General features: G+C 35.2%; 23 protein-coding genes and 2 rRNA genes. 2 read left to right on the forward strand and 23 right to left on the reverse strand.

The features are described 5' to 3' along the window. Positions 1–2,765: ribosomal RNA gene (locus MAGB_RS00830) — 23S ribosomal RNA — on the reverse strand; the annotation flags it as partial. A gap of 310 nt (positions 2,766–3,075) precedes the next feature. Then, positions 3,076–4,589: ribosomal RNA gene (locus MAGB_RS00835) — 16S ribosomal RNA — on the reverse strand. A gap of 333 nt (positions 4,590–4,922) precedes the next feature. Here MAGB_RS00835 and MAGB_RS00840 point away from each other — a divergent pair. Beyond that, positions 4,923–5,915: a histidine-type phosphatase gene (locus tag MAGB_RS00840; RefSeq protein ID WP_004023940.1), complete on the forward strand. Its 993-nt coding sequence runs from the start codon at positions 4,923–4,925 to the stop codon at positions 5,913–5,915. Positions 5,916–5,941: 26 nt separating this feature from the next. Here MAGB_RS00840 and MAGB_RS00845 read toward each other — a convergent pair whose 3' ends face one another. The 21 genes from MAGB_RS00845 to rpsJ all read right to left on the reverse strand — a co-directional run bounded on the left by MAGB_RS00845 (position 5,942) and on the right by rpsJ (position 16,708). Continuing rightward, a complete protein-coding gene (locus MAGB_RS00845; RefSeq protein WP_004023941.1) occupies positions 5,942–6,994 on the reverse strand; it encodes a Cof-type HAD-IIB family hydrolase in 1,053 nt (350 codons plus the stop codon). 128 nt (positions 6,995–7,122) lie between these two features. Continuing rightward, positions 7,123–7,557, reverse strand: a complete 435-nt coding sequence (rplO, locus tag MAGB_RS00850; RefSeq protein WP_004023942.1) for a 50S ribosomal protein L15 — start codon at positions 7,555–7,557, stop codon at positions 7,123–7,125. Between the two features lie 20 nt (positions 7,558–7,577). Beyond that, positions 7,578–8,273 carry a 30S ribosomal protein S5 gene (gene rpsE / locus MAGB_RS00855; RefSeq protein WP_004023943.1) on the reverse strand — a complete coding sequence of 232 codons (696 nt, stop codon included), beginning with the start codon at positions 8,271–8,273 and terminating at the stop codon, positions 7,578–7,580. 2 nt (positions 8,274–8,275) lie between these two features. Beyond that, positions 8,276–8,626 (reverse strand): 50S ribosomal protein L18, encoded by a 351-nt coding sequence (gene rplR, locus MAGB_RS00860; RefSeq protein ID WP_004023944.1) that lies wholly within the window; start codon positions 8,624–8,626, stop codon positions 8,276–8,278. 24 nt (positions 8,627–8,650) lie between these two features. Beyond that, entirely contained in the window at positions 8,651–9,190 is a 540-nt protein-coding gene (gene rplF / locus MAGB_RS00865) for a 50S ribosomal protein L6 (RefSeq protein ID WP_004023945.1), read from the reverse strand. 9 nt (positions 9,191–9,199) lie between these two features. Beyond that, positions 9,200–9,595: a 30S ribosomal protein S8 gene (gene rpsH / locus MAGB_RS00870; protein WP_004023946.1), complete on the reverse strand. Its 396-nt coding sequence runs from the start codon at positions 9,593–9,595 to the stop codon at positions 9,200–9,202. Position 9,596: 1 nt separating this feature from the next. Further along, positions 9,597–9,782, reverse strand: a complete 186-nt coding sequence (locus MAGB_RS00875) for a type Z 30S ribosomal protein S14 (RefSeq protein WP_004023947.1) — start codon at positions 9,780–9,782, stop codon at positions 9,597–9,599. A 2-nt stretch (positions 9,783–9,784) separates the two neighbouring features. Next, a complete protein-coding gene (gene rplE, locus MAGB_RS00880; protein WP_004023948.1) occupies positions 9,785–10,330 on the reverse strand; it encodes a 50S ribosomal protein L5 in 546 nt (181 codons plus the stop codon). 2 nt (positions 10,331–10,332) lie between these two features. Further along, positions 10,333–10,659: a 50S ribosomal protein L24 gene (gene rplX / locus MAGB_RS00885; protein WP_004023949.1), complete on the reverse strand. Its 327-nt coding sequence runs from the start codon at positions 10,657–10,659 to the stop codon at positions 10,333–10,335. Positions 10,660–10,671: 12 nt separating this feature from the next. Continuing rightward, the gene (gene rplN / locus MAGB_RS00890; RefSeq protein ID WP_004023950.1) at positions 10,672–11,040 is read right to left on the reverse strand and encodes a 50S ribosomal protein L14; all 369 of its coding nucleotides are present in this window, start codon (positions 11,038–11,040) and stop codon (positions 10,672–10,674) included. Positions 11,041–11,043: 3 nt separating this feature from the next. After that, the gene (rpsQ, locus tag MAGB_RS00895; RefSeq protein ID WP_004023951.1) at positions 11,044–11,310 is read right to left on the reverse strand and encodes a 30S ribosomal protein S17; all 267 of its coding nucleotides are present in this window, start codon (positions 11,308–11,310) and stop codon (positions 11,044–11,046) included. After that, positions 11,310–11,507: a 50S ribosomal protein L29 gene (rpmC, locus tag MAGB_RS00900; protein WP_004023952.1), complete on the reverse strand. Its 198-nt coding sequence runs from the start codon at positions 11,505–11,507 to the stop codon at positions 11,310–11,312. Before rpmC ends, rpsQ begins: the two co-directional genes overlap by 1 nt. Continuing rightward, positions 11,507–11,932, reverse strand: a complete 426-nt coding sequence (rplP, locus tag MAGB_RS00905) for a 50S ribosomal protein L16 (RefSeq protein ID WP_004023953.1) — start codon at positions 11,930–11,932, stop codon at positions 11,507–11,509. Before rplP ends, rpmC begins: the two co-directional genes overlap by 1 nt. Next, the gene (gene rpsC / locus MAGB_RS00910; protein WP_004023954.1) at positions 11,932–12,582 is read right to left on the reverse strand and encodes a 30S ribosomal protein S3; all 651 of its coding nucleotides are present in this window, start codon (positions 12,580–12,582) and stop codon (positions 11,932–11,934) included. Before rpsC ends, rplP begins: the two co-directional genes overlap by 1 nt. Before the next feature lie 2 nt (positions 12,583–12,584). Then, positions 12,585–12,929 carry a 50S ribosomal protein L22 gene (gene rplV / locus MAGB_RS00915; RefSeq protein WP_004023955.1) on the reverse strand — a complete coding sequence of 115 codons (345 nt, stop codon included), beginning with the start codon at positions 12,927–12,929 and terminating at the stop codon, positions 12,585–12,587. 2 nt (positions 12,930–12,931) lie between these two features. After that, complete coding sequence (rpsS, locus tag MAGB_RS00920; RefSeq protein ID WP_004023956.1) at positions 12,932–13,210, reverse strand: 30S ribosomal protein S19; 279 nt, start codon at positions 13,208–13,210, stop codon at positions 12,932–12,934. Then, positions 13,210–14,055 (reverse strand): 50S ribosomal protein L2, encoded by an 846-nt coding sequence (rplB, locus tag MAGB_RS00925; RefSeq protein ID WP_004023957.1) that lies wholly within the window; start codon positions 14,053–14,055, stop codon positions 13,210–13,212. The genes rpsS and rplB overlap by 1 nt, the downstream gene beginning before the upstream one ends. Before the next feature lie 71 nt (positions 14,056–14,126). Further along, a complete protein-coding gene (gene rplW, locus MAGB_RS00930) occupies positions 14,127–14,567 on the reverse strand; it encodes a 50S ribosomal protein L23 (protein WP_004023958.1) in 441 nt (146 codons plus the stop codon). Beyond that, a complete protein-coding gene (gene rplD, locus MAGB_RS04530) occupies positions 14,567–15,496 on the reverse strand; it encodes a 50S ribosomal protein L4 (protein ID WP_004023959.1) in 930 nt (309 codons plus the stop codon). The genes rplW and rplD overlap by 1 nt, the downstream gene beginning before the upstream one ends. Positions 15,497–15,516: 20 nt before the next feature. After that, positions 15,517–16,347 (reverse strand): 50S ribosomal protein L3, encoded by an 831-nt coding sequence (rplC, locus tag MAGB_RS00940; protein ID WP_004023960.1) that lies wholly within the window; start codon positions 16,345–16,347, stop codon positions 15,517–15,519. Positions 16,348–16,402: 55 nt separating this feature from the next. After that, complete coding sequence (gene rpsJ, locus MAGB_RS00945; RefSeq protein ID WP_036433119.1) at positions 16,403–16,708, reverse strand: 30S ribosomal protein S10; 306 nt, start codon at positions 16,706–16,708, stop codon at positions 16,403–16,405. A gap of 614 nt (positions 16,709–17,322) precedes the next feature. On the opposite strand from rpsJ, the gene MAGB_RS00950 reads away from it, so the two are divergent. Beyond that, positions 17,323–17,598, forward strand: coding sequence for an HU family DNA-binding protein (locus MAGB_RS00950; protein WP_004023962.1), 276 nt, complete (start codon positions 17,323–17,325; stop codon positions 17,596–17,598). Positions 17,599–17,615 lie beyond the last annotated feature (17 nt).

A 17,615-nucleotide genomic window follows, 5' to 3' on the forward strand; every position in this document is an offset into this window, starting at 1 on the left:
CTTCCCACTTAGATGCTTTCAGCGGTTATCCTTTCCGTACTTAGCTACCCAGCTATGCTCCTGGCGGAACAACTGGAACACCAGCGGTACGTCCACTCCGGTCCTCTCGTACTAAGAGCGGCTCTCATCAATATTCCAACGCCCACATCAGATAGGGACCAAACTGTCTCACGACGTTTTGAACCCAGCTCGCGTACCGCTTTAATGGGCGAACAGCCCAACCCTTGGAACCGACTCCAGCTCCAGGATGCGATGAGCCGACATCGAGGTGCCAAACCTTGCCGTCGATGTGATCTCTTGGGCAAGATTAGCCTGTTATCCCCAGGGTAACTTTTATCCGTTGAGCGACTGCCATTCCACAATGTACAGCCGGATCACTAAGTCCTGCTTTCGCACCTGCTCGACTTGTAAGTCTCGCAGTCAAGCACACTTCTGCCTTTGCGCTCTACATACGGTTTCTGACCGTACTGAGTGTACCTTTGAACGCCTCCGTTACTCTTTAGGAGGCGACCGCCCCAGTCAAACTACCCACCACGCACTGTCCTCCCACCTGATTATGATGGTAAGTTAGAAATTCAACATAACAAGGGTGGTATTTCAAGGTTGACTCCACTGCTACTAGCGTCTCAGCTTCAAAGTCTCCCACCTATCCTACACATGTTAGGCCAAATTCCAATACGAAGTTATAGTAAAGCTCCATGGGGTCTTTTCGTCTTGATGCGGGAACCCAGCGTTTTCACTGGGACCATAATTTCACCGAGTCTAGTGTTGAGACAGTTGAGAGATCATTATGCCTTTCGTGCAGGTCAGTATTTAGCCGACAAGGAATTTCGCTACCTTAGGACCGTTATAGTTACGGCCGCCGTTCACCCGGGCTTCATTTCAACGCTTCGCATAAGCTAACGCATCCACTTAACCTTCGGGCACTGGGCAGGCTTCACCCCCTATACATCACCTTGCGGTTTAGCAGAGAGTTGTGTTTTTGATAAACAGTTGCCCCTCATAATTTACTGTGGCCTATGTGTTACCATAGGCGCCCCTTCTTGCGAACTTACGGGGTCATTTTGCAGAGTTCCTTAACACTAGTTTTCTCGCTCGCCTTAGAATACTCATCTTGGGGACGTGTGTCCGTTCTTGGTACAGGTTTCAATAACATTAAGTTTAGAAGCTTTTCTAGGAAGCATGGAATTGGCAAATTCAGACAATTGTCCTATGCATCATAGCTCCCGGTTATAGATTGCGGATTTGCCTACAATCACCAGTAACTACTTACCCCTAAATCCAATAATAGGTATGCTTATCCTTCTCCGTCACTCCATCACAATTAAAGAAAGTACAGGAATATTAACCTGTTGTCCATCGACTACGCTTTTCAGCCTCGCCTTAGGCCCTGACTAACCCTGGGTGGACGAACCTTGCCCAGGAAACCTTCCCCAATAGGCGTCGTAGATTCTCACTACGAATCGTTACTCATACCGGCATTCTCACTTCTTAGCGCTCCACTAGTCTTTACAGTCTAGCTTCGTTGCCCTAAGAACGCTCCTCTAACGTACAAGAATGTACCCGTAGCTTCGGTATCGTGTTTTACTCCCGTTACATTGTCGGCGCAAGGTCTCTTGACTAGTGAGCTATTACGCACTCTTTAAAAGATGGCTGCTTCTAAGCCAACTTCCTAGTTGTTTATGAAACCTCACAACCTTTCTGACTTAACACGATTTTGGGACCTTAGCTGACGATCTGGGTTGTTTCCCTCGCGAGCCGGGACGTTAGCACCCCGGTTCCGACTGCATAGCAATTCATAATGGTATTCAGAGTTTGATTATAGTCAGTACCTCTAGGCGAGGCCATTCCATATTCAGTGCTTTACCACCATTATTTAACACTACACGCTAGCCCTAAAGCTATTTCGAGGAGAACCAGCTATCTCCAAGTTCGATTGGAATTTCTCCGCTATTCACAAGTCATCCGGGCACGTTTCAGTGTACTACGGTTCGACCCTCCACTTAGGGTTAGCTAAGTTTCAGTCTGCTCATGAATAGGTCACCTGGTTTCGGGTGTACTCAAGCATACTAATCGCCCTATTAAGACTCGATTTCTCTACGGCTCCGCTTTTATCCGCTTAACCTCGCATGCTAAAGTAACTCGCCGGTCCATACTGCAAGATGTACGCCATCACCCATTAACGGGCTCTGACTAATTGTAAGTAAGTGGTTTCAGAGTCTATTTCACTCCCCTCTCGGGGTTCTTTTCACCTTTCCCTCACGGTACTAGTTCGCTATCGGTGTCTGGTTAGTATTTAGCCTTACCGGGTGGTCCCGGCAAATTCAGACAGGGTTTCACGTGCCCCGCCCTACTCAGGATACAGTCAAGAGATTTAATAATTTCGCATACAGGGGTATCACCTTCTGTGCCACTTCTTCCCAAAAGCTTCTGCTATTATTAAATTTTGTAACTCTATGTAGTCTGTCCTATAACCCCATTTAAAATGGTTTGGGCTTTTTCTCGTTCGCTCGCCGCTACTGAAGAAATCATTATTTATTTTCTTTTCCTCTTGCTACTAAGATGTTTCAGTTCACAAGGTGTCTCGCATTATGTCCTATGTATTCAGACATAAGCAACTATGCATTACCATAGTTAGGTTTCCCCATTCGGAAATCCCCGTTTCATAGCACATTTCCAGCTCTACGAGGCTTATCGCAGGTAATCACGTCCTTCATCGACTTCCAGACCCAAGGCATCCACCACAAACTCTTCCTTATTTAAAAGTAGTATTTTCCTATTGTTGTTAGTTTTAGATGTGTATTTTAAGACATTTCAATGAATCATATTTATATATGACTTACTCGATGAATCAAAACAAATTAACCATTAATTTGATTTTTGATGTCGTTGTAAATATCGAAAAATATTTTACTATTCAGTTTTCAAAGAACATATGAGAGAAATGTTCTCTCAAAACTAGATATATAGCTTTTGACCTATTAATAAAAGCCATGACAATATTAAATAAAACAGGTCTATTGATTTTGGTTATAAGTCTTTTTTATAGTATTAAAAGACAAGTGTACTCCGTAGAAAGGAGGTAATCCATCCCCACGTTCTCGTAGGGATACCTTGTTACGACTTAACCCCAGTCACCAGTCCTGCCTTAGGCAGTTTCTTAATAAACCGACTTCGGGCATTACCAGCTCCCATGGTTTGACGGGCGGTGTGTACAAGACCCGAGAACGTATTCACCGTAGCGTAGCTGATCTACGATTACTAGCGATTCCGACTTCATGAAGTCGAGTTTCAGACTTCAATCCGAACTGAGAACGGTTTTTTGAGATTTGCTCCATGTCACCACTTCGCTTCTCTTTGTACCGTCCATTGTAGCACGTGTGTAGCCCCACTCGTAAGAGGCATGATGATTTGACGTCGTCCCCACCTTCCTCCCGATTACTCGGGCAGTCTCCTTAGAGTGCTCAACTAAATGGTAGTAACTAAGGATAAGGGTTGCGCTCGTTGCAGGACTTAACCGAACATCTCACGACACGAGCTGACGACAACCATGCACCATCTGTCATTCTGTTAACCTCCACTATGTCTCCATAGCTTTGCAGAAGATGTCAAGAGTGGGTAAGGTTCTACGCGTATCTTCAAATTAAACCACATGCTCCACCGCTTGTGCGGATCCCCGTCAATTCCTTTAAGTTTTATTCTTGCGAACGTACTACTCAGGCGGATCATTTAATGCGTTAGCTGCGTCGATGAGTTCCCCATCAACTAATGATCATCGTTTAGGGCGTGGACTACCAGGGTATCTAATCCTGTTTGCTCCCCACGCTTTCGTCTCTCAGTGTCAGTGTATGCCCAGTTAGCTGCCTTCGCCATATTGATGTTCTTCCTTATATCTACGCATTTCACCGCTTCACAAGGAATTCCGCTAACCTCTACATAACTCTAGTCTGCCAGTATCCAACGCGTTTTGGGGTTGAGCCCCAAAATTTAACGCCAGACTTAACAAACAACCTACAGACGCTTTACGCCCAATAATTTCGGATAACGCTTGCAACCTATGTATTACCGCGGCTGCTGGCACATAGTTAGCCGTTGCTTTCTAATCAGGTACCGTCAAGGTAGCGTCATTTCCTACGCTACTTTTTCTTCCCTAACCACAGCAGTTTACAACCCATAGGGCCTTCATCCTGCACGCTGTGTCGCTCCATCAGACTTTCGTCCATTGTGGAATATTCCCTACTGCTGCCTCCCGTAGGAGTCTGGGCCGTATCTCAGTCCCAGTGTGGCGGATCAATCTCTCAACCCCGCTAAACATCATCGCCTTGGTGGGCCGTTACCTCACCAACTAGCTAATGTTGCGCACTCCGATCTTCTAGCGAAGCAAACGCTTCCTTTTATATTACTTTCATGCAAAAATAATAAGTATTCGGTATTATCGGATGTTTCCATCCGCTATCCCAATCTAAAAGGTACGTTGAGTACGTGTTACTCACCCATTCGCCGCTATGATATTGCTATCATCGCTCGACATGCATGTATTAGGCACACAGCCAGCGTTCATCCTGAGCCAGGATCAAACTCTCGAAAAAATTGACTGTCATGTTTATATATATCTAGTTTTCAAAGAACATTTTTAACCTTCAAAAAGGTTGCCTATTTATTATACACTTAATTAAATTTTTTGAAATATTTTTTTATAAAATATTTTAAACATCATGTAAGTGTAGTTAATTAATAACGCGCTCAAAAACGCGTTAAAAATAATATACACTAATTGAAGCAAAAGCCAAATAAAAAAGCTAATAATTTTGCAACTTTTAAATAAATAAACTTAATTGGTGCTAAAGCAATTAATTTACTCTAAAATTTTTATATATTATTTAATTGATTGATAGATAAAAATGTCTACCGAAGAGGCTAAAATGAAAAAAATCATAGTTTCAAGACATGGCGTAAGATATCCTTTTGAATTTGAAAGTAAATTTAAAAGTATTTTTAATAAAGATATTGTTAAATGACAATTTGAAAATGAACTAAGTGCTCATTTAACTAATAAAGGTGCTTTATTAGAATTATTGTTTGCTAAGTTCTTAAAAAAATACTTAAATGTTGAATCCAGTATGAATATAAATATAATAGCTAATTCAACTCATAGAACATATGAAACAGCAAGACTTTTATCTTTAGGTCTTATGCCTGATAAAAATATTAAAATTGAGTGCTCTGATTCATCTTTTTCAAAAAGAAATTCTTGATTTGAGCTTAATTATCCATCTAAATCTTATATAGATAATAAGCTCGTTAATGATTTTGACCAAAAAGCAAGTAATCTAGGCATATATGATAAATTTAAAGAGCTTTTTAACTTAGACAATAATTGTTTATATGTGCAAAGTGAGAGCCAGATTAATTTTGTTGAAAATGAATGGCTTAAACCTACAGGGAAATTATTTTTCTCATCCAGCGCTTCTGATGTTATGCAGTCTATGTATTATCATGGTTTTAAAGAAAGTGAGATTTTTAAGTCAACTAACTTTTTAAAAGACTTAAAGCTTCTTTTGAAGGCTAAAGATTTTGTTATTGATTTAATTTGAAATAATCCTACTCTGGCTTTAGAAAGCCAAAAAAACATTTATAAGTTGCTTAAAAGTCAGTTTTATACAAATTATGACTTAAGCATTTTAGTTGGTCATGATACAAACTTAGCAACTATTTTAGGTGTTTTGGATATAAATGTGCCTGATCATGGACAGCTTGAAAAATATCCTATTGGTTCAAAATTAATTTTTACCGTGTATGATGATAAATCTTTTGATTTAGAGTTAGCTTATTTTGATTATAAGGATATAGTAAATTTTAGTGAAAATGCTATCCCTAAAGTTGTTTTGTTAGGAACTGATTTAAAATTAAAATAAAGTGGTCATATCCACTTTTTTTATTTTTAAACAAATAAATTATCAATTAGCCAACTAATTCAGCTTTCATTGTTATTTTTAGATGAAACATAATGTGCATTTTTTAAAACACTTAATCTTGCATTTGTGTGAGTGAGGCTAATTTTTGCAACATCGAATAAAGGCAAATCGTTATCAGAATCACCAAAAACAACTGCTTTTGATAAATTAATATTGTATTCCTTAGCAATTTTATCTAGAGCACTTGCTTTAGAACAAGCTATTCCAATGTCTAAAAAATTACTGTGAGTTTGCATTGTATGAAGTTTTTTAAACTTTTGACAAAATGAAATTAGCTCTTTTACTTTTCCAGCTTGCTCGCTTTCAAAAGTTACAAAAACTTTATAAATTTTTTTATTATCAAAGAAGCCATTTTTTGGATTGAGACTTCAGCTCTCTTTTTTCATTCCTGTAGCATCTTTATTTTGTTTATACGCTGAAGAATTTTCTACATTTATGCCAGCCATCCCGGAATCGTGAAAAATGTAGTATGCTAGTCCAAGTTCAGTGCATTTTTTCATGATTTCACTTGCTTCTTTTTTATCCATTTCTAAACTTGAAGTTAGTTTTAAACTTTTATTATCATAAATCATTGCACCATTAGCACAAATTAGTGGCATATTAAAATTTATTTTCTTAAAGTAGTTTTCAAAATTAAAATATGAGCCGCTAGTAGCTATAATAATTTTTTTGCCTATTTTTGCTAATTCATTCACTTTTTTAATATTTTCATTTTGCAGCATTTTTTTACTATCTAAAAGTGTGCCGCCCATGTCAAAAATAAAGCATTCAAAATCATTTAAAAGTAAGTTAAATTTTTCAAAATAAACACATGGGTCACTTAAATAGGCTATTTTGGTAAAAATTTGCTCATTATCTTCAAAATTTTTGATGCAAAATATTAATTCTTTTTCTGCGATAGCTTTTTTAATTTTTGAAACTAAAAACTCGCTTAAACTATTAATTGAAAGTTTAAATGTGTTTAAAAATTGCTTATACTGAGCTTTATTTAAAATAATATCGTGACTAAAATTGTTCATTTAAATGTCTTTCAGGTTTTTAACATTTTAATTTTATACAAGAAAAATAAAAAAATGTGTTTATGTTGCACAAAAATGCAAGAAACACATTTAATTTATAAGTTAATTGAATTATTAAATTGAATTAATTAAAGAATTGTAAATTTTCCGCCAGCTTGTTCAACTGCATCAATTGCGCTTTTTGAAGCTGCATGTAATGTTACATTAAGTTTTTTAGTTAACTTACCATTACCTAATAATTTAACAGGTAGTGATCTTTTAATTAAGTTAGCTTTGAATAATGACTCTAAGTCTACTGTTGCATTAGCTTTAAAGTTTTGTTCTAAATCTTTAAGGTTTACTACTTGATATTCAATGTGATTTACGTTTGTAAATCCTCTTTTACCAATACGACGGAATCATGGGGTTTGACCACCTTCAAATCCTAATCTATGACCATGACGTTTGTTTTGACCTGATTGACCTTTACCAGCTTGCTTACCTTTACCAGCAGCATGGCCTCTGCCAACACGATGTTTTTCAACACGTGCACCAGGAGTTGATTTTAATGTATGTAATTTCATTTTATTCTCCTATTACAAGATTAACCTAAAAGGTCTTTAACGTCTTTGTCTCTAATTTCAGCGATTTGTTCAGGTGTTCTTAATTGTTGTAAGGCTTTAAGAGTTGCTCTAACAATGTTAGCTTTTGAACGAGAACCATATGTTTTTGTGTAAATGTCAGTATAGCCTGCTAATTCAACAACTGCACGAACAGTTCCTGAAGCAACTATACCTTTACCTTTAGGAGCTGGCTTAAGCATAACTTTAGAAGCTAAGAATTTAGCATGAATTTCGTGAGGCACTGTGATTTTGTTTTGAATAGGAACGCTGATAAGGTGATTTCTAGCATCTTTAACAGCTTTTTTAATTGCATCAGGAACTTCATTTGCTTTCCCGTGACCAAAACCAACTTTACCTTTTTTATCACCAACTACTACAAAAGCTGAGAATGAGAATCTACGTCCACCTTTAACAACTTTTGTAACACGGCTAATGTTAACTACTTTTTCACTAAATTCATTGTTTGCTTCGCCAAAACGTGTACGGTTTTTAACTTTGTTTGCTCTGTCAGCGCTCTTTTTAGGCATATCTTTAGAATCATGTGCACTTCTTTTTTCTCAAATTTGTTTCTTAGCACCTGATTCAGTTCTCTTTGGTGCACTAACACTTTGGGTCTTAGCTGCAGCAGGCTTGTTTTCTACATTAGCCTTAACTGTTTTGTTTTCTAAATCTGCCATAATTAGAATTTAACTCCTTTTGATCTTACTGCATCAGCAAATGCTTTAACTCTTCCGTGGTAAATGTAACCTGAACGGTCGAAAACAATGCTTTCAATTTTTAAGCCTTTAATAATTTCGCCCATTTTCTCGCCAGCAGCAGTTGCAGCTTGAATATTTCCGTTATATTTGCCTTTTTCTAGTGTTGAAACACTAGCTAATGTAATTCCTTTAGTATCGTCAATTAGTTGTGCATAAAAGTTTTGAAGTGATTTAAATACGCATAATCTAGGTTTTTCTGCTGTACCACTAATGTGTTGACGTTCACGTCTGTGTTTAATTTGACGTGCTTGATTTCTTGATAATGTTGCCATTTTTTAAAATCCTTTCTTATCCAACTACTTAGAAGCAGTTTTTCCTTCTTTACGACGAATAACTTCATCTTTGTATGCAATACCTTTACCTGAGTATGGTATAGGTTTTCTTACGGCTCTAACTACAGCTGCAAATTGACCTACAATTTCCTTATCGATACCTGAAATTACTAATTCAACTGGTTTAGGCACTTCAACTTTTAATCCAGCAGGAATATCTAAGTTTACTAAGTGTGAATAACCAGCAGAAACTTCTAAAATATCACCTTTAAGTGTGAATTTAAAACCAACACCTTTGATAACTAATTCTTTTTTATAGCCTTTTGAAACACCAATTAACATATTTGAAATAAGTGCATTAGTGGTTCCATGTAATTGCTTTGTAGTCTTTTCTTCATTTGCTCTAATTGTGCTAATTGTGTTATTTTCAACTTTAAGCGCAATTAGTGGGCTGATGTTTCTTTGTAATTTGCCAAGTGGACCTTCAATTGTTAATAATGTACCATCTTGAGTAAGCGAAACATTTGCAGGAATGCTTAATATTCTATTTCCGACACGAGACATCAAAACCTCCTATCAAATGTAGGCAAGTACTTCACCACCTACATTTTCCTTACGAGCTTGTTTTTCAGTCATTACACCTTTAGAAGTTGAGATAATAGCTGTACCATAACCAGATAATACTGATGGTAAATTGTTTGCAGCAGCATATACTCTTAGCCCTGGTTTAGAAATACGTTTGAAGTCAATAATTGCTGATTGATTGCCTTTGTATTTTAAAGCTACTTCTAAAACTTTGTCTTTGCCTTCACCTTTTGTAACAAAACTTGAAATGTAACCTTCATTTAAAAGAATTTCTAGAATTTTTGCCTTTTTGTTTGAATAAGGAATTAGTACAGTTTTAAATTTTCTTTGATTTGCATTTTTGATTCTAACAATCATATCTGAAATAGGATCTGTTATAAACATATTATCAACTCGCTTTCTTCATGCCAGGTATTTTGCCTTGGTGAGCTAATTCACGGAAGCAAATACGGCAGATTTTGTATTTTCTTAAAACTGCATGTACACGACCACATAATTCACAACGTGTATAAGCACGTGTTGAGAATTTAGCGTGTTTCTTTTGTTTAGCTTTTAATGAACTTTTAGCCATAACTATTTTTCTCCCTTACTAAAAGGCATTCCAATTAATTCTAATAAACTTCTAGCTTCTTTGTCACTGTTAACTGATGTAATAATTTGCACATCAAGTCCTTTAATTCTTCTAATTTTGTCAAATTCAATTTCTGGGAAGATGATTTCTTCTTTTACTCCAAATGAGTAATTTCCTCTGCCGTCGAATGCTTTAGGATTAGCACCACGGAAGTCACGAATACGAGGCATAGCAACATTAATGAATTTTTCCAAAAAGTCTCACATTCTGTCTCTTCTTAATGTTACTTTACCACCCATTGCCATACCTTCACGAAGTTTTCATGAAGCGTTTGATTTTTTAGCACGAGTTTGGAATGGTTTTTGTCCTGAAATTTGAGTTAATTCGTTAAGTACTTCTTCAATTGCTTTTGAGTTTGTAACTTCTTTACCAGCTGTCATGTTTAGCACGATTTTTTCTAATCTTGGAACTTGCATAATTGATTTATAGCCATATTGCTTCATTAAAACAGGAACTACATCAGTTAAATATTTTTGCTTTAAGTTCATAACTAAATTTCCTTCTTAGTTTTACGTAAGATACGTACTTTTTTATTATCTTTGTCAAATTTGTATCCAATTTTAGAAAATTGTGCTGGAGATGTTTTAGTTGCTTTTTTAACTAATATTGAAAGATTTGAAACATGAATTGGAGCTTCCATTTTCTTAATTGAGCCATCATTGCCTTGACCAGGTTTTACGTGTTTTGTTACTATATTAATGTCTTTAACTATAGCTGTATTGTTGTTAATATCAACTCTAACAATACGGCCAGTTTTGCCCTTATGTGAACCAGCAATAACTATTACTTCATCATTTTTCTTAAACTTGATTTTCATAATAATCCTTTTTTATAGCACTTCTGGTGCAAGTGAGACAATTTTTAAGTAACCTTTATCACGTAATTCACGTGCCACAGGACCGAATACACGAGTTCCTCTAGGAGTCTTGTCATCTTTAATAATTACAACTGCATTGTCATCAAAACGAATATGTTGACCGTTTTCACGGTGAATACCATAAACTGATCTAACAATAACAGCTTTAACTACTTGACCTTCTTTAACAATACCTGTAGGAATAGCTTTTTTAACTGAGCAAATAATTACGTCGCCAATGTTTGCTGTTTTTTTACGTGAACCACCAAGAACTCTAATAACACCAACTTCTTTTGCTCCTGAGTTATCAGCAACATTTAATTTAGATAGTTCTAAAACCATAGATTATTTTTCTCCTTGCATAGCAGCTTGTTTAACTGCAACTAAACGGAAGTGTTTTGTCTTTGAAAGTGGTCTTGTTTCCATAATTGTCACGATGTCATTAACTTTGGCAATGTTATTTTCATCATGTACAGCAAATTTTTTGGCTACTCTATAACGTTTTGAATACAAAGCATGCGATCTGTGGCTTTCAACTTCAACAATGATAGTTTTATCACCACGAGCAGATGTAACCTTGCCTTGTAATGTTTTACGGGTATTTCTTTCCATTATTTAGCTCCCTTTTCTCTTGCATTTAACTCAGTCTTTATTCTAGCAATGTCTCTTCTAATTGCCTTAATTTTGTGGCTTTGGTCTAAGCTTCCAACTGACTTTTTGAAATTTAATGTTCATAATTCAGCTTCAAAGTCTTTAACTAGTTTTTGGAGTTCATCAAGCGATTTAACTTTAATATCTTTATAAAGCATTATTGATTATCTCCTTCACTTTTAGCAATGATTTTTCATGACACTGGTAATTTGTGACCACCTAGTCTAAGTGCATCACGTGCAATTTCTTCAGAAACACCTGAAACTTCAAACATAACAGTGTTTACCTTAACAGCTGTATATCATTTTTCAGGAGAACCTTTACCTGAACCCATACGTACACCGATAGGTTTAGATGTTTTTGAGAAGTGAGGGAAAATTCTAATAATAACATTACCTTCACGACCCATTCTACGTGTAATAGCAATACGAGCTGCTTCAATTTGACGAGCATCTACTCAAGCTGAAGTAACTGCTTGTAGGCCAAATTCGCCAAATTCTACTGTATTGCCTTTGTGAGCTTTTCTTTTATCATGACGTACCAAAAAAGGCTTACGATATTTAGTTCTTTTGGGTTGAAGCATTATTTATCTCCTTCCAAAAGTTCACCTTTAGAAATTCATACTTTCACACCGATAGCACCATAAATGGTTCTTGCAGTTGCTTTAGCAAAGTCAACATCTTGTCTTAAAGTGTGAAGTCTCATTTCACCACGGCTGTAGCCTTCTGCTCTAGCCATATCTACACCATTTAAACGTCCTGAAACTTGGGTTTTAATTCCTTTTGCACCAGCTCTAAGTGCATCATTAATAACTAACTTTTGAGCAACACGAAAACTCTCACGGTTTTCTAATTTTTGTGCTATAGCTTCAGCAGCTAGTCTAGCATTTAATTCAGGTTGTTTCAATAATGAAACTTGTAAATTAATATCAAGTGATTTGTTTTTTAAATATTTGTGTAAATCTTGGGTAATTTTTTCAATGTTTGCACCATTTTCGCCAAGTAATTTAGCTGGTTGGCTAGTTTGTAGTACAACAGTAACTTTTTGTGCTTTAGTTCTTTTAATTGAAGTGTTGCCAATTTGGTATTTTCTAACTAATTTATCGAAGAATTTGTAAATTTTAGCATCTTGAACTAATAAGTCTCCATAGTTTTGCTTTTCAGCAAATCAAACAGAGTTAATAGGCTTTGTAATTCCGTAACGGAAGCCATTTGGATTAACCTTTTGTCCCATGACTATACCCTTTCTTCCAATGTTATTGATAAATTAGATGTTCTTTTGAAAATAGAATAAGCTCTACCTTGTGAACGTGGTTGATATCTTTTAAGTGTTGGGCCTTCATTAACTAATACTTCTTTAACAAATAATTTAGATGCATCCATACCATGGTTGTTTGTTGCGTTAGCAATAGCTGAATTTAATAATTTAATAAATAATTGTGATGCTTTTTTGTTTGTGTTGTTAAGAATACCAAGTGCAACTTTAACGTCTTTGCCTCTGAATAAATCAGCAACTAAACGTGCTTTTCTTGGAGAAATTCTTTGAATTTTAACAACTGCTTTAGCACTTTGATTGTTCATAATTATTTCTTCTTACCTTTTTCAGCACCATGACCTGAGTATGTTCTAGTTGGAACAAATTCACCTAACTTGTGACCAACCATATCATCAGTTACATAAACATCGATATGTTGGTGGCCATTGTGAACTTGGAATGTTAAACCTATAAAACTTGGGAAGATAGTTGATCTTCTTGATCAAGTTTTAATTGGCTTCTTTGGCATTTTTCCTTCTAAAATAGCATCTACTTTTTTAAGTAAGTGTTCATCTGCAAAAGGGCCTTTTTTAAGACTACGAGCCATTATTTAGAGTCCTTTCTTCTTCTTAAAATCAATTTTGTTGAAGATTTCTTAGTTTTTCTTGTTTTAACACCAAGAGCTTTTTTACCTCAAGGAGTTAAAGGAGCCTTACGTCCAATAGGTTGCTTACCTTCACCACCACCATGTGGGTGATCGATTGGGTTCATAACAGAACCACGAACTGTTGGACGAACACCTAAATGTCTACTTCTACCAGCTTTACCTAAAAGAACTAATGAATGTTCACCGTTACCAACAGTACCGATTGTTGCACGGCAACGTGCCAAAATTCTACGCATTTCGCCTGATTTAAGACGTAATACTACATACTTACCATCATCGTCTTTACCTAAGATTTGTGCAGATGTTCCTGCACTTCTAGCGATAATTCCGCCACCGCCAGGCTGCATTTCAACGTTGTGAACAAATGTACCTTCAGGAATGTTTGAAAGTGGTAATGAGTTACCTACTAAAATATCAACATTGTTTCCTGAAACAACTTTTTGACCAACTTTAATGCCTTCAGGTGCCAAAATGTATCTTTTTTCACCATCAGCATATGCTAATAAACAAATATTCGCTGATCTGTTTGGATCATATTCGATTGATTTAACAGTTGCTGGAATATTGTCTTTGTTACGTTTAAAGTCAATAATACGATAGTATCTCTTTACACGGCCACCTTGGTGTCTAACTGTAATTTTACCTTGGTTGTTACGACCTGAGTTTTTCTTTAAAATCACTAATAATGATTTTTCAGGTGCGTGACCGCTTAGATTTTTTGAATAATCTAGAGATGACATATTACGGCGACCATTTGTAACTGGCTTGTAATGTTTAACTGCCATTTCTAATATTGCTCCTTGCTTAAAAATAGTTGAGGAATTCATCTTTTAAGCAAAATTAATCCTCAGTAAATTTATTTTTCTTCTTTTTCTTTGGTTGCAGATGATTTTTTAGCTTTTTTAGCTGCAATTTTTTCTGCTAATTTAGCTTCTTTTTCTGCATTCTTTTCTTTTTCAGCTTTAATAGCTTCAGCTTTTTCTTTTTCAACCTTAGCTTTATCTTGCTTTTCTTCTTCTTGTGGGTAGAATGAAATTGAATAGCCTTCGGCTAACTTAACAAAAGCTTTTTTAAATTTATTTGTAAATCCGTGGAAACGACCTAGATTTTTAGGTTGCTTGTCAACTTTAAGTGTGTTAACTGATAACACTTTAACTTTAAATATGAACTCAACAGCTTTTTTAATTTGAAACTTATTAGCTGCTCAATCAACTTCAAATGTATACACATTTTTACCTAAAGCTTCGTTTGACTTTTCAGTAAGAACTGGACTTTTAATAACACGAGTTATTTCCATTATTTAATTCTCCCTTCAAAGTTTTCATAGCCTTCAGTTGAAAGTACTAAAACATCAGCTCAAATTAAGTTTTCAACAGATACAGATGTTGGTTTTACACAAATTACATTTTGTAAGTTTGCGACTGATTTATAGGTAACTTCGTCATTTGTAGCAATCAAAATGTGTTTTTGATTCTTAATGCCTAGTTCGCTTAATTTGTTAATAGCAGCTTTTGTTGAAATTGATTCTAATCTGAAGTCATCAACAACAACAGCCTTTCTTTGTGCTAATAAGGTTAAGGCTGAAACAAAAGCGTTGAAACGAACTTTTTTGTTAACCTTAAGTTTGTAGTTTCTAACTGGTGTTGGGCCAAATGCTCTACCACCACCTACTCATATTGGTGATCTAGTTGAACCAGCACGTGCTCTACCTGTACCTTTTTGTCTTCAAGGTTTTTTACCACCACCACGCACTTCAGCACGGCTTTTTACATCATGAGTACCTTGACGTCTTGAAGCTCTGTCTGAAATAATAGTGTCAAAAATTGCTTGTGAGTAAATTTTGTCTGATGCAAATAATTTAGGGTTAAGTTTAGATGTGTCAAACTCTAATTTTGCGCTCTTTTCAAATTTTTCAGCACTAACAGCAGGTTTTTTAACTGTTTCTTTAACTTCTGAAGCTGCTTTAGCGCTTGTAGTCTTTTTAGTTGTAGCACTTGTTGACTTAGCTTTTTCAGCTGCTACAGTTTTAGTTGTGCTTTTTGCACTTGTAGTTGATTTTTTAGCTGCTGGTTTTTTAGCAGTTGTTGTAGATGTTGTTGTAGATGTTTTCTTTGTACTTGAAGTTTCTTTAGCAGCAGTTTCTTTTTTAGCTGTTGCGCTTGTAGTTGATTTTTTTGCTGCAGGCTTTTTAGCAGTTGAAGTAGATTTCTTGGTTGTTGTTTTCATTTCTTTTTCTAAATCAGCCATTATTTATCTCCTTCAGCAGCTTCTTTTTCTTTAGCAGCTTGTGCAGCTTGCTCTTCTTCAGCTTTTTGAATTAGTGGTTCTAATTCAGCTGAAGTCATACCAACTGTAACTTCAATATTGAATTTCTTAGCTTTTTCAATAAGCTCATTCATCTTAACAACTTCTTTAACGTCAACTAATTTAATTGCTTCCTTAGTTGGAAGTCCTTTAACAGCTTGCTTAATAATCACAAATGATTTCTTAGCACCTGGAATTGAACCTTTAACTAAAAGTATGTTGTTTACTGTATCAACTTTAACAATTTCCAAGTTTTGCACTGTTGTTTTTTCTGAACCTAAGTGACCTGGCATTGTCATGCCTTTAACAACACGGTTACCTGATATATCACCAAGAGAACCAGTTTGTCTAACAGGCTGACTTCCACCACCACCACCGTGTGATTTAGGTCCAATGTGTTGGTTTCATCTTTTAATTGTGCCGGCAAATCCTTTACCTTTAGAAATACCGGTAATGTCAACTAGTTCGCCAGCTGAAAAAATGCTTGCACTAACTTCTTGACCTAATTCATAGCCTTCCATGCCACGAATTTCTTTAATGTATTGCTTAGGTGTTGTTTTAGCTTGAACAAATTGACCAGCTAATGGTCTGTTTACTCTCTTAGCTTTTTTCTCAACAGTAGCTAATTGTGTTGCAACATAACCATTTTTTTCTACTGTTAGAACTTTTGAAACAACATTTGGTTTAACTTCAACAACAGTAACTGGTATTCTTTGACCAAGTTCTGTGTAGATTTGAGTCATTCCAACCTTACGTCCTAAGATTCCTTTCATATTCATCTCCTAATCTATTTTTGATGACCATAGCTTGCATTAAAACAAGTTGGATTTATTTTTGTGAAACTTGAATTTCAACACCTGAAGGTAATTCAAGTCTTTTAAGTTTGTCAATTGTTTGTTCACTAGGGTCAATGAAAACAATCAATCTTTGGAAAGTTCTACTTTCAAACTGTTCACGTGACTTTTTGTTAATGTGAACTGATCTTAAGATAGTAACCACTTCTCTTTTTGTAGGAAGTGGAACTGGACCACTAAATTTAGTATTGCTTTTGGTTGCTAATTCGATTATTTTTTTAGCACCAAAATCAGCTAATGAGTGATCAAAACTTTTCACTTTGATATTAACTTTACTCATGTTGCCTCCTTTGTTCATAAATGAACCTTACTCCACAAAAATTTCTTAGCTATCCATAGACAACAAAACGGCTTAACTAACAACCTTTTGCTTCTTAGTAAATGTTGCATTTACAATTATAGTCAAAAAGTAATTTTTTGTTAGTTTTTATTTAATAATTTTTTGAATTTAAATTTTTAAGCCTAAAATAGGCCAAAAATGCACTAAAATTGCTTGTTTTGCTCACTAAAATTAGCTATTTTTAACAGTCTTCTAAACTCTCATTAGCATCGGAAACACCAAAAGGAGTTGTAAGTTTTCTAAAAACTAATTATTATTTATTTTACACCTTAAAAATTAATTGTGCAGAAACATATAAATAAATATAAAATAAAATACTTAACCATTAATAATATAAATATATAAATTGTAAGAAAAATTAAAAATAATGCTTTTGTTTCAAAAATACTTTGATATATTAATGTGTTTATAATACAAATAAACCAGTGGAATTTTATTTTATCCTTTATTTATAGGGCAATAGGTATGAAAATATAAAATTTGGCTATAAATTTAGTAATATATAAATAGGATAAATAAATATCTTGCTGTGATTATTCAGAAGGGAAAATCAAATGACTAAAAAAGAATTTATCAAGGCAATTGCTAATAAAATGGAAGTTTCAGTAAAAAAGGCAGATCAATTTTTCGACGCTTTTGTGTTCGTGCTTAAAGAAGAATTAATTGCCGAAAGCAAAGTGCAACTTTCATCTTTAGGTATTTTTGAAACAAAAATTAGAAGGGGTCGCGATACTATAAATCCTTTTACAATGAGTGAGTTATCAGTGCCTGAAAAACGTGTTATTAAATTTACTCCTTCTAAATATCTAAGAGAGCTAGTTAACTTCTAATTTTAATAGCTATTTAA

The sequence above is a fragment of the Mycoplasmopsis agalactiae 14628 genome (assembly GCF_000266865.1).
In the GTDB taxonomy this organism is placed as follows: domain Bacteria; phylum Bacillota_I; class Bacilli_A; order Mycoplasmatales; family Metamycoplasmataceae; genus Mycoplasmopsis; species Mycoplasmopsis agalactiae_A.